Origin of the sequence: Serratia sp. CY56464 (assembly GCF_052168435.1) — a bacterium.
Taxonomy (GTDB): domain Bacteria; phylum Pseudomonadota; class Gammaproteobacteria; order Enterobacterales; family Enterobacteriaceae; genus Serratia; species Serratia marcescens.
In genome coordinates this window covers 14,300-27,563 of sequence record NZ_JBJNMV010000001.1, presented here as the reverse complement: position 1 = coordinate 27,563, position 13,264 = coordinate 14,300, and the positions used below count along the sequence as shown (strand labels likewise).

Sequence of the window (13,264 nt, the reverse complement as noted above, 5' to 3'; positions counted from 1 at the left end):
CCCGCATGAGTTTACCTAACATCGCTGAAGTAAAATCCTTCCTGCTGGCGCTGCAGGATCACATCTGCGCGCAGCTCGCCCAGGCCGACGGCGGCGCCGTGTTCACCGAAGACCAATGGACGCGTGAAGAAGGCGGCGGTGGCCGCAGCCGCGTGCTGACCAACGGCGCGGTGTTCGAACAGGCAGGAGTCAACTTCTCGCACGTCTCCGGCGCCACCCTGCCGGCCTCGGCGACCGCGCACCGTCCGGAACTGGCCGGACGCAGCTTCCAGGCGATGGGCGTCTCATTGGTTATCCACCCGCTCAGCCCCTACGTGCCCACCAGCCACGCCAACGTGCGCTTCTTCATCGCCGAAAAACCGGGCGAAGCCCCGGTGTGGTGGTTCGGCGGCGGTTTTGACCTGACGCCGTTCTACGGTTTCGCAGAGGATGCCGTGCACTGGCACCGCACCGCGGCCGAGCTGTGCGCGCCGTTCGGCGACGAGGTCTACCCCAAATATAAACAGTGGTGCGACGATTACTTCTTCATCAAGCATCGCAACGAAGCGCGCGGCATCGGCGGCCTGTTCTACGACGATCTGAACACCCCGGATTTCGACCATTGTTTCGCCTTCACCCGCGCGGTGGGCCAGGGCTTCCTCGACGCTTATCTGCCGATCGTCGAAAAACGCAAGGCCTTGACCTGGGGCGAGCGCGAGCGCCAGTTCCAGCTGTATCGCCGCGGCCGCTATGTGGAGTTCAACCTGGTGTGGGATCGCGGCACGCTGTTCGGGCTGCAAACCGGCGGGCGCACCGAGTCCATCCTGATGTCGATGCCGCCGCTGGTGCGTTGGGAATATAACTACCAGCCGGAGGCCGACAGCCCGGAAGCGGCGCTGGCGCGCGATTTCCTGCCGGTGCGCGACTGGCTGCAGGAGTCGAAATGATGCAGATTTGGGTCGATGCGGACGCCTGTCCGAACGTGATCAAAGAGGTGCTGTTCCGCGCCGCCGATCGCACCGCCATCACCGTCACGCTGGTGGCTAACCAGCCATTGCGCACGCCGCCGTCGAAGCACATCCGTTCGCTGCAGGTGGCGGCCGGCTTCGACGTGGCCGATAACGAGATCGTGCGCCGCTGCGAAGCGGGCGATCTGGTGATCACCGCCGACATCCCGCTGGCGGCGGAGGTGATCGAGAAAGGTGCGGTGGCGCTGAACCCGCGCGGCGAGCGCTACACGCCGGACACCATCCGCGAGCGCCTCAACATGCGCGATTTTATGGATACCCTGCGCGCCAGCGGCATTCAGACCGGCGGCCCGAACGCCCTGAACCAGCGCGACCGCCAGCAGTTCGCCAACGAGCTGGACAAATGGCTGCTGCAGGCGAAACGGGCGCAGTGACTGCGCCCTGCTCTGCTGCGGTTTAGAAGCGCAACTCCCCCCCGAAGATATAAGTCCGCCCACGGGCGGTGTTGGTCGGCGTGAAATCTTGTGACTGCGAAGGCAGCGAATTCATCTTGTTCAGCGCGTCCGAGTAGTCCTTGTCCATCAGGTTTTGCACGCTGAGCTTCAGCAGCAGATTGCGATTCACCTGATAGGTGCCGTACAGATCGATAATGGTCGGAATATGCGGCGCCGGCTCCTTCATCAACTGTTCGTTTTCATCGAGAGTGGAATCAGGCGACAGGCGCACCGCTTTGCCGGTGTATTTCACCACCCCGCCCAGCGTCAATGTCTCGTCCAGCAGGCGCACCCCGCTGTCCAGCGTGAAGTAGAATTCCGGCAGTTCGCTGACATCACCCGCGCCGAACACGTTGCTGGCCTGGTTGGTCGGCTGGGAAGTATGCTCCTTGCTTAACGACAGTTTGGTAAACGCGAAACCGGCGTCGTACAGCGCTTCGATCTCCACACCGCGCATTTTGACCGGTTCGGGGGCGTTGCTGTACATGGTCATGCTGACGTTGACGTCCGCGTTATCCCACTCTTCCTGCGTCGCCTGCGAACGGTTGCACTTCTGGCGGTCTTTACACACCAGGTAGGTTTGGCTGGAGATGTAGTTTTTGATCCTGGTTTCGAAATAGACCGCTTTCAGTTGGAAGCTGTCCTGCTTGAACAACAGATCGTGGGCATTGGCGTTGAACCCGCCCTGCCAGGTCTCCGCTTTTTCGCCCTTGAGGAACGGGTTCATCGACTGGCCGCCGCTGTTGGCGAAGAACACCTCCTGGATATTCGGCCCGCGCATCGACTTGCTGTAGCTAACGAACGGCTGCAGCCACGGCGTCACCTGCGCCGACAGCATGACCGACGGGTTGAAGCCGTGTTCGTTACGGTTGATATTGCCGGCGCCCTGCGGGAAGCACTCTACGCGCTCGTCACAGGCCGGCTTATAGCCGGAGAGGCGATAGGCGGTGTAGTTCAGATCGAAATTCCCCTGCCAGATGCCGTAGTTGGCCTGCAGGCCGCTGTACAGGCTGGAGATATCCTGCTTGCCCGACATTCCCACCGGCATGCTTTCCGCCTGATTGTCATCCGTCACCAAACCGGAGGCCTTTTTCTTATACTCGTTGCGCACCAGCTTGCCGCCGTAGCTGAACGCGAAATCGACGTCCTGCAGGCTGAAACGGCTGGTGTTGTTGATATCCAGCGCATCGGAGATGTTTTTCGCCGTGCTGTCGCTGAATCCCGCCATGTTGTCGGACATGAACTTCTGCTCGCCGCGGCTGGTGCTGGCGGTCAGGTTGAAATCGATCAGTTCGGAGAACGGCGCGTAGTGGTATTTAAGGTAGAAATCGTCGCTGTCGATGTGCCGGCGGGTGATTTTATTCTGGTAGCTGCGCGCCGACAGTTCGATGCTGTTGAAGGCATCCGGCTTGATGTCCACCTTGAACAGCTGGGATTTCGGGTTCTGGCGGTAGGTTTTATCGACGTTGAACATCTCGCTGTCGAAACCGGCGCCGTTTTTGTAGTTGGAGGTGATGGAGCTGCCGCTGATCGCCGCCATCGCCCCCAGACTGCCGCCGTCGGCAAAAGCGGCGGTTTTGGCGCCCACGGCGATCATGCCGCTGCGGCCGATGCCGTTATTGCCCACCGAGAATTTGGTGCGCACGCCGAACGGGTTATCGGAAAACACCACATCGTCCACGCCGATGGTGCGGAAGTTGGCGCTGCCCGCCAGGGCGTTCACCCCGTCGGAACCGGTGGCGTTGCCGCGCGCCACGTCGACGCCGACGATAAAGTTAGGATCGATCAGCGCCCCGAACTGGCTGGTGGGCAATCCCCCGTGCGCCGCGTCGCTCGGCGAGTTGCCGTAGTAGTTTTGCGTGATGCCGTCGACCATGGTGTTGACCCGGCCAAAGCCGCTCAGGCCGCGAATATTGACGCTGACCGATCCCTGGCCGGGATCGATCTGGGTATAGGTGCCCGGCATGCTGCGCAGAATGCTGTCCACCGACTCCAGATTTTTGTTTTCGTCGCGCGAGCTGAACGCGCCCGGCCTGGCCAACGCCTCTTTTTCGCTGCTCTTGCCGCCGTCGGCGGCCGAGACGTTGAGCGGGCTGAACGCCACGCTGCCTTTATTATTTTCCGCCTGTTCCTGCGCGGCCGCAGCCGGCCCGTACAGCGCCAGTCCCGCGCCGATCAGGCTCGCTATCATTTTGATTTTCATATATCCCCAGAAATAGCCAATAAGGTTTGATGGCCGACAATGCCCAGCAAAAAGCCCGCCGAAAGCGCGGTAAAAGTTGTTATTGTTTTATTGCGCCGCAGCGTGCCGCGGCGCTGAAGGTTATTTCTGCGCCTGCCGATCCGCCGCCAGAATAAAGGCGTACTCCAGCGCGCCGTTTTCCAGCCGCGCCAGGCGACCCGATTTGCCGCCGTGGCCGGCGGTCATGTCGGTGGAAAGCAGCAGCAGCGAATCGCCCTGCTTGAAGCGCCGCAGCTTCGCCACCCATTTGGCCGGTTCCCAATACTGCACCTGCGAGTCGTACAAACCGCTGGTGACCAGCAGGTTCGGGTAACGCTGCCTGCGCACGTTGTCGTACGGGCTGTAGGACTTCATCAGCGCATAGGCGGCCGGCTGGTGCGGGTTGCCCCACTCCTCGTATTCCCCGGTGGTCAGCGGAATGCTGTCGTCCAGCATGGTGGTCACCACGTCGACGAACGGCACCTGCGCCACCACCGCGTTGTACAGCTGCGGCGCCTGATTGATCACCGCCCCCATCAGCAAACCGCCGGCGCTGCCGCCCATGGCGTAGATGCGCCCCGGTTGGCCGTAGCCGTCGTTGATCAGCGCTTGGGTAGCGTCGATGAAATCGTTGAAGCTGTTCGGTTTGTGCGTCAGTTTGCCCTGTTTGTACCAGCGCTGCCCCAGCTCGCCGCCGCCGCGCACGTGGATCAGCGCATAGACGAAGCCGCGATCCAACAGGCTGATGCGGTTGGCGCTGAACGCCGGATCCATGCTCATGCCGTAAGCGCCATAGCCATACACCAGCAGCGGGTTATGCCCGTTTTTGAACAGCGATGTGCGGTACACCAGCGAGACCGGCACCTTCACGCCGTCGCGCGCCGCGATCCAAATGCGTTCGCTGTGATACAGGCTGGGATCGACGCCTTTCACTTCCTGTTGCTTGAGCAGGGTGCGCTCGCCCTTGTTCAGATCCCACTCATAGGTGCGGGTCGGCGTGGTCATCGCCGAATAACCGTAGCGCAACCGATCGCTGTCCGGCTCCGGGTTATAGCCCAGCCAGGCCATGTAGCTGGCGTCGTCGAACGGGATGGCGCGCTCGGTTTTACCGTCCCAGCTGATTTGCCGCAGCTGCACCAGCCCGTTGGCGCGCTCCTGCACCACCAGCCAGTCGCGGAACAGGCTGAAGCTCTCCACCTCGTGCTGCGCCTGCGGCGCAATCAGCGTCTGCCAGGGTTTGCCCGCCGCCGCCGTGCGGTACAGGCCGAAGTTCGGATCCTGATGGTTGGAACGCAAATAGAACTCGCCGCGGTAGTGATCGAGATAATACTCGCGGCCTTTTTGCCGGGCGGCGAACAGCTGCGGCTCGCGCTGCGGCTGGCTGGCGTCGATCAGGCGCACCTCGGAGGTGGTGTTGCCGCTGATGGTGAGTATCAGGTAGTCACGCGAAGAAGAACGGCTGAGGCTGAGGTAGAACGCCGGATCGTTTTCCTGATACACCAGTTTATCTTCCGCCGGCGGCGTGCCGTACTGATGACGGTAGACCTGATACGGCAGCAGCGTTTGCGGGTGGTTGCGCACGTAGAACAGGGTTTGGTTGTCGTTGGCCCACACCATGTTGCCGGAGGTGTTTTCCAGCGTTTCCGGCGACCAGCGTTCGCTGCCTAACTCGCGCAGGGAGATGCGGTATTGGCGGCGGCCCTGCAGATCTTCGGCCACCGCCAGACGGCGGTTGTCCCGGCTAATGTCCATCGCCCCCAGGCGATAGTAAGCGTGGCCGGCGGCGCGCTGGTTGGCGTCCAGCAGGGTTTGCCATGGCGCGTCGGCGGTGAGCGCCTGGCGTTGATACAGCGCGAAATCTTTACCGGCGGCGTAGCTTTCCTGATAGCGATAGCCGTTGAGCTGATACGGCACTGAACGATCGTCAGGGTTCATGCGGCCCAGCATCTCCTGATACAGCGTGGCGCGCAGCTTCTGGTACGGCGCCATCATCTGCTCGGTATAGCGGTTCTCCGCCTTCAGGTAGTCCAGCACCTTCGGTTCTTTTCGGCTGTCGTCGCGCAGCCAGTAGTAATCGTCGGTGCGCGTCTCGCCATGCGCCGTCAGCGCTTTCGGCGCGCGTTCCGCCAACGGCGGCTGCGGTTGCGCCAGCGCGGCGCCGGCGAGGCCTAAAGAAAGCCAGAGCGCGGCCGCGATGCGACGGCGCGGGGTGAATAACAGCGGATTCATAATCCCTCACGAAGTTTGAAGAGGCGCACGACGGCGATGCGGCGCCTGCGGGCATTAACGGCGGGCATTCAGCTCCGCCAGATTGAAATCGATCGGCATCGTCACCCTGACGGCCCCCTGCTGCAGCATCTCCGGCGGCGGCGGCGGCAACGGCTGCGCGCGCGATACCACCGCCACCGCTTCCCGATCCAGCGACGCGGTGCCGGAACGCGCCAGCAGGATCACGTTCGATACCCGCCCCTGCGCATCGACGCTGAAACTGACCTGCGGCATGCCGCTGCGCCGGCGGCTGCGGGCATCCAAAGGGTAATCCTTGATGCGGTTCAGCTTGCCTTTCACCAGGCTCTCCCACGACAGCTTGGCCTGCGCGTTGCTGTTGGCGTCGCTGTTGATCGGGGCGGCGGTGTGGTGGGAGAGCGTCTGCGCCTGCGGCGCGGCGGCGCTGGACGCGGCGGCATTGCGCGTCTCTTTGGCCTGTTCCTGCGGCTTCGGCTGCGCTTTTTGCGGGGGACGGTGTTCGGCGCGCTTCTTCTGCGCCGTCACGATTTTTGCTTTATCGGCGCGCGCCAGCTTGGGCAGATCCGGCTGTTGCTGCTGCTCAGCGGGCTGCGCCGCGGCGGATTCCGCCTGCTGCACGCCCAGCGGCAGTGGCTTGCTTTCCGGCGCTTCAATCTGCGCCGCCCAGCTCATCATCACCGCCGGCGGCGGCAACACCACCGGCTCCCGCGCCGTCTGCGGCCAGTAAAACAGCAGCACCAACGCCGCGTGAGCCGCCAGGGCGAGCAGCAGGCCGCGCGCCCAGCGCGGCTGCGGCAGTTCAAAGGCCGGGAGGGAGTAAGACTGACTTAACATAGGGGCATTAGCTTGCTTAATTGCGAATGATTGCAGATCACATTTACTAATGATAATCATTTGCAACTATAATTAACACCCCTTTTCACTCTCTTAACGTATTCATTTCACTGATGGTGTGATCCACAGGTAGTCTGCGGTGTTCGCATCGACCTGTACGCCCGGTTCCGCCAGCATCAGCACCGTCGGCACCGCCGCCGGTTGCAGATCCCGCACGTGCAGCGGCACCCCTACCGATTTGGCGGCGTGATAGCCGCCGGCGATCAACAGCGCGGGCGTGGGCGCCGCCAGCAAACGTTCCGCCATGCGCCGATCGCGCTGCTGCTGGATCGCCAGCATCGCATGCAGCTGGTCGGCCTCAATCTTGCCGCCGTGCGAAGTGCGGATGGTCTCTTCCAGCGCCTTGCGCACCGCCGGCTGCGCCGATAGCTGCCCCGCCGGGAACTGCGGCTGCTGATAGAACGCCGTAATCTCGCTGCGATCCAGGTTGGCCGACCACAGCGGGTAAGGCGCGCGCATCGCCGCCATCGTCACCCCGCCATACAGCTCCCACTTCCAGCCCGGCTGCCAGGCGATCAGTTCCGCTACGCGGCCGTCACGCACCGTGGGATCGCTCTGCAGCCACTGTTTGACCTTGTCGACCTGCGCCTGCTGGTTCGGGTTGATCATCTCCATCAGCACGCTGCCCTGCGGCCGCCGTTGCGGCAACTGCTGCACCAGCCATTGCTCAATCTGATGGTGGTAAGGATTGTCATGCTTCTCCCCCAGGATCACCCGCGGCTGCTGCGCCAATCGCGTCAACAGCTGCTCCGGCGTCAGGGCCGCGCCGCTGTGCAGATCGGTGATGCTTCCCAAACTCGCGACGTCGCTGGCCGGTGTCTTAACCGGCGTTTGGCTGCAGGCGCCAAGCGCCAACGCCGCCAATAAAATCAGATATCTCATCATGTTGCCCCATTATCGAAAATGGCGACATTATAGATAATAATTATCATTTGCATATAGATTTGGCTTAACGATTTTTTTACGCGGCGATCGCCGGCTGCGCATTGCGTTGAAAAAGCATTGCGGGTATAACCAATAGCCATTCAGATATTTAGACGTCTATACGGATAGATTATTATGCAACCATCGGCACCCGCCGCAGGACAGTTCAAACGCAGCATGAAGGCCCGGCACCTGGTGATGCTGTCGCTGGGCGGCGTGATCGGCACCGGGCTGTTTTTCAACACCGGCTACATCATCTCCACCACCGGCGCGCTCGGCACGCTGCTGGCCTACCTGATCGGCGCGCTGGTGGTGTATCTGGTGATGCTGTGCCTGGGTGAGCTGTCGGTGGCGATGCCGGAAACCGGCGCCTTTCACGTCTACGCTTCGCGCTATTTGGGGCCGGCCACCGGCTATGCCGTAGCCTGGCTGTATTGGCTGACCTGGACGGTGGCGCTGGGCTCCAGCCTGACCGCGGCCGGATTCTGCATGCAGTACTGGTTCCCGCAGTCGCCGGTGTGGCTGTGGTGCCTGATCTTCTGCGCGGCGATTTTCCTGCTCAATGTTGTGACCACCCGCTTTTTCGCCGAAAGTGAATTCTGGTTTTCGCTGATCAAAGTGGTGACCATTCTGGCGTTCATCATACTGGGCGGCGCCGCCATGTTCGGCCTGCTGCCGATGAAAGACGGCACCCCGGCGCCGTTCTTGCACAACCTGACCGCTTCCGGCTGGCTGCCGCACGGCACGCTGCCGATCCTGATGACCATGGTGGCGGTGAACTTCGCCTTCTCCGGCACGGAACTGATCGGCATCGCCGCCGGTGAAACCGAGAACCCGGAAAAAGTCGTGCCGCTGGCGATCCGCACCACGGTGATCCGCCTGATGCTGTTCTTTATCGGCACGGTCTTCGTGCTGGCGGCGCTGATCCCGATGGATCAGGCGGGGATCGTCAAAAGCCCGTTCGTGCTGGTGTTTGAACGCATCGGTGTGCCTTACGCCGCCGATATCTTCAACTTCGTGATCCTGACCGCCATCCTGTCGGCGGCCAACTCCGGCCTGTACGCCTCGGGGCGCATGCTGTGGTCGCTGGCCCACCAGCGCACCCTGCCGGCCTACTTTGCGCGCGTCAATGCGCGTGGCATTCCGATCAACGCCCTGACCTTCAGCATGCTCGGCGGCGTGCTGGCGCTGTTGACCAGCGTGATCGCGCCGGACACGGTGTTCGTCGCCCTGTCGGCGATCTCCGGCTTTGCGGTAGTGGCGGTGTGGCTGAGCATCTGCGCGGCCCACTATGCTTTCCGCCGCGCCTACCTGCGCAGCGGCCAGCCGATAAGCGGCCTGAAATACCGCGCGCCCGGCTATCCATTGACGCCGATCCTCGGCTTTGCTCTGTGCCTGCTGGCCTGCATCGGGCTGGCGTTCGATCCGGAGCAGCGTATTGCGCTCTACTGCGGGCTGCCGTTCGTCGCCCTGTGCTACCTCACCTATTTCCTGACCCGGCGCGCCGGGCAAAAAAATGCTTTGGGAGAACAACATGTCGGTTAACAACCCCGTCGCCCGCCTGCTGGCCGAACAGTCGACGCTGATCCTGGACGGCGCGCTGGCCACCGAACTGGAAGCGCGCGGCTGCGACCTGACCGATCCGCTGTGGTCGGCCAAGGTGCTGATTGAAAATCCCGAGCTTATCTATCAGGTGCATCTCGATTATTTCAACGCCGGCGCCCAGTGCGCCATCACCGCCAGCTATCAGGCCACGCCGCAGGGCTTCTTGCGCCGCGGCCTGGATCAGGATCAGTCGCTGGCGCTGATCGCCAAAAGCGTGCAGCTGGCGCAGCGGGCGCGCCGCGATTATCTGGCCGCGCACCCGCAAGCGGCGCCGCTGCTGATCGCCGGCTCGGTGGGCCCATACGGCGCCTATCTGGCCGACGGCTCGGAATACCGCGGCGACTATCGGCTGGCGCAGGATGACTTCATTGCCTTCCACCGCCCTCGCCTCGCCGCGCTGGCCGCCGCCGGCGTCGATCTGCTGGCCTGCGAAACGCTGCCGTCGTTCGCTGAACTACAGGCGCTGCTGACGCTGTTGCAGGAGTTCCCGACGCTCGGCGCCTGGTTCGCCTTCACCCTGCGCGACAGCCAACACCTCAGCGACGGCACGCCGCTGACGGAGGTCATGTCCGCGCTGCGCGGCAATCCGCAGGTGCTGGCGATCGGCATCAACTGCATCGCGCTGGACAAGGTCGCCCCGGCGTTGCGTCAACTGAACGCGCTGGCCGACAAGCCGCTGCTGGTCTACCCAAACTCCGGGGAGCACTACGATGCGGTCAGCAAAACCTGGCACGCCTGCGACGGCGAGCACGGCAGCCTGGTCGATCAGGCGGCGCGCAATTGATCGGCGGCTGTTGCCGCACCACACCGCAGGATATTCGCGCCATCGCCGCGCGCTGCAAGAAATGAGCAGGGGGGTTATTCGGTTAGCCGGCGTAAGTGTTCAGCGGCTTGTTCTACGTTGAGGCGGCCTTGAGCTGCTTCAACCGTAATTTCGACCAGTTCTGCGTCTTCCCGCAGTGCAATGCCATTAATACCGAGAAATAGCGCCATGCTTTGGAAGGCCGTACGTTTGTTGCCATCAAGAAAAATGTGACCGTGGCTGATGGCGATGAGATAGAGCGCGGCCAAGCGGTATACGTCTGTGACGTTCTCGTAGTGGTAAGCATTGAGCACGCGGTTGGCTACAGCCTCAACTTTGCTGCCTTCCTGGCGGCCGTGAGGCACAATTTCAGCATTGAACTCCGCAATATCCTCTGCGGTCAAAAAGATCATCTATTCGCCAGCGCCTTAATCGTATCCGCGTGTTTAGCCTGAATGCGCGCTTTCACTTTGGCTTTGACCAAAACCTCATAGTCGGCCTTACTGATGATGTAAACCTCATCGTGTCCGCGGCGCGTCACTTCCACCGGCTGTTTTTGCGCTTCCAAAAGCACCTCGGCCAAATTGTTTCTCGCCGCCGTATAGCTAATCGTAGTCATTTTCTTTACCTGTACATGTACATATTTGACGATTATTTGTACCACGCCCGCTGGAAATAAAAAAGCCCCCGGCGCCAACGGCGCAGGGGGCCAGTCACTCAACCCGGGCTTACAGCGGTTCGGTCTGGGCTTCCACCACCGCCAGCGCCACCATGTTGACGATGCGGCGCACCGAGGCGATCGGCGTCAGGATGTGCACCGGTTTGGCGACCCCCATCAGCACCGGCCCGACGGTCACCCCTTCCGAGCAGGAGACGCGCAGCAGGTTGTAGCTGATGCGCGCCGCTTCCATGTTCGGCATGATCAGCAGGTTGGCCGAGCCTTTCAGCGGGCTGTCCGGCATCAGATCGTGGCGGATGCTCTCCACCAGCGCGGCGTCGCCGTGCATTTCGCCATCGATCTCCAGCTCCGGCGCCAGCTCGTTCACCAGCTCCAACGTTTTGCGCATCTTGCGCGCCGCCGGGCAGTCAGACGAGCCGAAGCTGGAATGAGACAGCAGCGCCACCTTCGGTTCGATGCCGAAGCGGCGCACGGTTTCCGCCGCCATCAGGGTGATCTCCGCCAGCTGTTCCGGCGTCGGATCGTCGTTGACGTAGGTGTCGGCGATGAAAGTGTTGCCGCTCGGCAGCAGCAGCGCGTTCATCGCGCCGGCGACGTGCGCGCCTTCACGGAAGCCGAACACGTTCTTCACCACGTCGTAATGCTCGTGGTAGCTGCCGATGGTGCCGCAGATCATCGCATCCGCTTCGCCGCGATGCAGCATGATGGCGGCGATCAGCGTCGGGTTGCCGATCACCGCGCGGCGCGCCTGCTCTTGCGAAACGCCGCGGCGTTTCATGATCTGGTAGTACTCGCCCCAGTATTCGTTGAAGCGCGGATCCGACTCGTTGTTCACCACTTCGAAATCTTTGCCCGGCGTCAGCTGCAGGCCCAGCTTTTTCAGGCGCATCTCGATCACGCTCGGCCGGCCGACCAGGATCGGGAAGGCCAGCCCCTGCGACACCAGCTCCTGCGTGGCGTGCAGCACGCGCTCTTCCTCGCCTTCCGCCAGCACCACCCGCTTCACCTCTTTGCGCGCCTGCGAGAAGATCGGTTTCATGAACAGGTTGGTTTTGTAGACGAACTCCGCCAGCTTCTCCACATAGGCGTCGAAGTCTTCGATCGGGCGCGTCGCCACGCCGGAATCCATCGCCGCCTTGGCCACCGCCGGCGCGATCTTGACGATCAAACGCGGATCGAACGGTTTCGGAATGATGTATTCCGGCCCGAAGGAGAGATCCTGATCGTCATACGCGGAAGCCACCACGTCGCTCTGCTCCGCCAGCGCCAGATCGGCGATGGCATGCACGCAGGCCAGCTTCATCTCTTCGTTGATGGTGGTGGCGCCCACGTCCAGCGCGCCGCGGAAAATGAACGGGAAGCACAGGACGTTGTTCACCTGGTTCGGGTAGTCGGAACGGCCGGTACAGATGATGGCGTCCGGGCGCACCGCTTTGGCCAGCGGCGGCAGAATTTCCGGTTCCGGGTTGGCCAGCGCCATGATCAGCGGATCGCGCGCCATGGTTTTCACCATATCCTGCGTCAGGACGCCCGGCCCGGAGCAGCCGAGGAAGATGTCGGCATTCGGGATGGCGTCGCCCAGCGTGCGCTGGCCGTTATCCTCGATGGCGTAGGCGGCTTTGGTCTGTTCCATATTGGCGTCGCGGCCTTTATAGATGACGCCCTTGGAATCGCAGACGGTGATGTTCTGCTGACGCAGCCCCAGCGCCACCAGCAGGTTCAGGCAGGCGATGGAGGCCGCGCCGGCGCCGGACACCACCAGCCGCACGTCGGAGATATTCTTCTTCACCACGCGCAGGCCGTTGAGCACCGCAGCGGTGGTAATGATCGCCGTGCCGTGCTGGTCGTCGTGGAATACCGGGATCTTCATGCGCTCACGCAGTTTCTGTTCGATGTAGAAACACTCCGGCGCCTTGATGTCTTCCAGGTTGATGCCGCCGAAGGTCGGTTCCAGCGCGGCGATAATATCGATTAACTTGTCAGGGTTATGCTCATCCACTTCGATATCAAATACATCGATACCGGAAAACTTCTTGAACAAAACGCCCTTGCCTTCCATCACCGGCTTACCGGCCAACGCGCCGATATTGCCCAGACCCAGTACCGCCGTGCCGTTGGAAATCACCGCCACCAGATTGCCACGCGCGGTGTATTTGTAGGCCGCCAGCGGATCTTCGGCGATCTCGAGGCAAGGCGCGGCGACGCCCGGCGAATAGGCCAGCGCCAGATCGCGCTGGGTCGCCAACGGTTTGGTAGGGGAAACCTGGATCTTCCCTGGGACAGGAAACTGATGGAAATCAAGGGCACTCTGTTTGAGCTGTTCGTCCATTATGGATTCCTTTGTTTTTTGCTTTTATGTTGAGGTAAGGCTTTGAGGCTGCGCCCTGCCGTGGGCCATGGCGCCCAATTACAATGACAGGGCACAGCCTTGAAGTATAGTGAGAGAAACAT

The 13,264-nt window shown here is 62.0% G+C and carries 10 protein-coding genes and 1 pseudogene; 4 read left to right on the top strand and 7 right to left on the bottom strand.

Annotated elements, in window-relative coordinates:
• The first annotated feature begins 5 nt into the window (after nucleotides 1–5).
• Together hemF and ACJ8KE_RS00130 are read left to right on the top strand one after the other, a co-directional pair.
• Nucleotides 6–926, top strand: a complete 921-nt coding sequence (gene hemF, locus ACJ8KE_RS00135; protein ID WP_016926774.1) for an oxygen-dependent coproporphyrinogen oxidase — start codon at nucleotides 6–8, stop codon at nucleotides 924–926.
• Complete coding sequence (locus ACJ8KE_RS00130) at nucleotides 926–1,381, top strand: YaiI/YqxD family protein (protein WP_028127767.1); 456 nt, start codon at nucleotides 926–928, stop codon at nucleotides 1,379–1,381. Before hemF ends, ACJ8KE_RS00130 begins: the two co-directional genes overlap by 1 nt.
• 22 nt (nucleotides 1,382–1,403) lie before the next feature.
• On the opposite strand, the gene ACJ8KE_RS00125 is transcribed toward ACJ8KE_RS00130, so the two are convergent.
• The 4 genes from ACJ8KE_RS00125 to ACJ8KE_RS00110 all read right to left on the bottom strand — a co-directional run bounded on the left by ACJ8KE_RS00125 (nucleotide 1,404) and on the right by ACJ8KE_RS00110 (nucleotide 7,685).
• Nucleotides 1,404–3,644, bottom strand: coding sequence for a TonB-dependent receptor domain-containing protein (locus ACJ8KE_RS00125; protein WP_016926772.1), 2,241 nt, complete (start codon nucleotides 3,642–3,644; stop codon nucleotides 1,404–1,406).
• Between the two features lie 120 nt (nucleotides 3,645–3,764).
• The gene (locus ACJ8KE_RS00120; protein WP_442517049.1) at nucleotides 3,765–5,891 is read right to left on the bottom strand and encodes a S9 family peptidase; all 2,127 of its coding nucleotides are present in this window, start codon (nucleotides 5,889–5,891) and stop codon (nucleotides 3,765–3,767) included.
• A 54-nt stretch (nucleotides 5,892–5,945) separates the two neighbouring features.
• Nucleotides 5,946–6,743, bottom strand: coding sequence for an energy transducer TonB family protein (locus ACJ8KE_RS00115; protein ID WP_079450340.1), 798 nt, complete (start codon nucleotides 6,741–6,743; stop codon nucleotides 5,946–5,948).
• 102 nt (nucleotides 6,744–6,845) lie between these two features.
• Nucleotides 6,846–7,685, bottom strand: a complete 840-nt coding sequence (locus ACJ8KE_RS00110; RefSeq protein ID WP_016926769.1) for a ChaN family lipoprotein — start codon at nucleotides 7,683–7,685, stop codon at nucleotides 6,846–6,848.
• Nucleotides 7,686–7,862: 177 nt separating this feature from the next.
• Here ACJ8KE_RS00110 and mmuP point away from each other — a divergent pair, with 177 nt between their 5' ends.
• Both mmuP and mmuM read left to right on the top strand, forming a co-directional pair.
• Entirely contained in the window at nucleotides 7,863–9,272 is a 1,410-nt protein-coding gene (mmuP, locus tag ACJ8KE_RS00105) for an S-methylmethionine permease (protein ID WP_025303799.1), read from the top strand.
• Nucleotides 9,262–10,181 (top strand): annotated as a pseudogene (mmuM, locus tag ACJ8KE_RS00100) (homocysteine S-methyltransferase). The gene mmuP and the pseudogene mmuM overlap by 11 nt, the downstream one beginning before the upstream one ends.
• A 9-nt stretch (nucleotides 10,182–10,190) precedes the next feature.
• Here mmuM and ACJ8KE_RS00095 read toward each other — a convergent pair.
• The 3 genes from ACJ8KE_RS00095 to maeB form a co-directional block, all read right to left on the bottom strand.
• On the bottom strand, nucleotides 10,191–10,547 hold the full coding sequence (locus ACJ8KE_RS00095) for a type II toxin-antitoxin system death-on-curing family toxin (protein ID WP_025303801.1): 357 nt from the start codon (nucleotides 10,545–10,547) through the stop codon (nucleotides 10,191–10,193).
• A complete protein-coding gene (locus ACJ8KE_RS00090) occupies nucleotides 10,544–10,753 on the bottom strand; it encodes a type II toxin-antitoxin system Phd/YefM family antitoxin (RefSeq protein ID WP_004936539.1) in 210 nt (69 codons plus the stop codon). Before ACJ8KE_RS00090 ends, ACJ8KE_RS00095 begins: the two co-directional genes overlap by 4 nt.
• Nucleotides 10,754–10,862: 109 nt before the next feature.
• Complete coding sequence (gene maeB, locus ACJ8KE_RS00085) at nucleotides 10,863–13,142, bottom strand: NADP-dependent oxaloacetate-decarboxylating malate dehydrogenase (protein WP_016926766.1); 2,280 nt, start codon at nucleotides 13,140–13,142, stop codon at nucleotides 10,863–10,865.
• Between the last annotated feature and the right edge of the window lie 122 nt (nucleotides 13,143–13,264).

Bases quoted from the DNA above. Each gene is read 5' to 3' on its own strand.
- ACJ8KE_RS00110 (WP_016926769.1), bottom strand. From the start codon at position 7,685: ATGAGATATCTGATTTTATTGGCGGCGTTGGCGCTTGGCGCCTGCAGC.
- maeB (WP_016926766.1), bottom strand. From the start codon at position 13,142: ATGGACGAACAGCTCAAACAGAGTGCCCTTGATTTCCATCAGTTTCCT.
- mmuP (WP_025303799.1), top strand. From the start codon at position 7,863: ATGCAACCATCGGCACCCGCCGCAGGACAGTTCAAACGCAGCATGAAG.
- ACJ8KE_RS00125 (WP_016926772.1), bottom strand. From the start codon at position 3,644: ATGAAAATCAAAATGATAGCGAGCCTGATCGGCGCGGGACTGGCGCTG.
- hemF (WP_016926774.1), top strand. From the start codon at position 6: ATGAGTTTACCTAACATCGCTGAAGTAAAATCCTTCCTGCTGGCGCTG.
- ACJ8KE_RS00120 (WP_442517049.1), bottom strand. From the start codon at position 5,891: ATGAATCCGCTGTTATTCACCCCGCGCCGTCGCATCGCGGCCGCGCTC.
- ACJ8KE_RS00090 (WP_004936539.1), bottom strand. From the start codon at position 10,753: ATGACTACGATTAGCTATACGGCGGCGAGAAACAATTTGGCCGAGGTG.
- ACJ8KE_RS00130 (WP_028127767.1), top strand. From the start codon at position 926: ATGCAGATTTGGGTCGATGCGGACGCCTGTCCGAACGTGATCAAAGAG.
- ACJ8KE_RS00115 (WP_079450340.1), bottom strand. From the start codon at position 6,743: ATGTTAAGTCAGTCTTACTCCCTCCCGGCCTTTGAACTGCCGCAGCCG.
- ACJ8KE_RS00095 (WP_025303801.1), bottom strand. From the start codon at position 10,547: ATGATCTTTTTGACCGCAGAGGATATTGCGGAGTTCAATGCTGAAATT.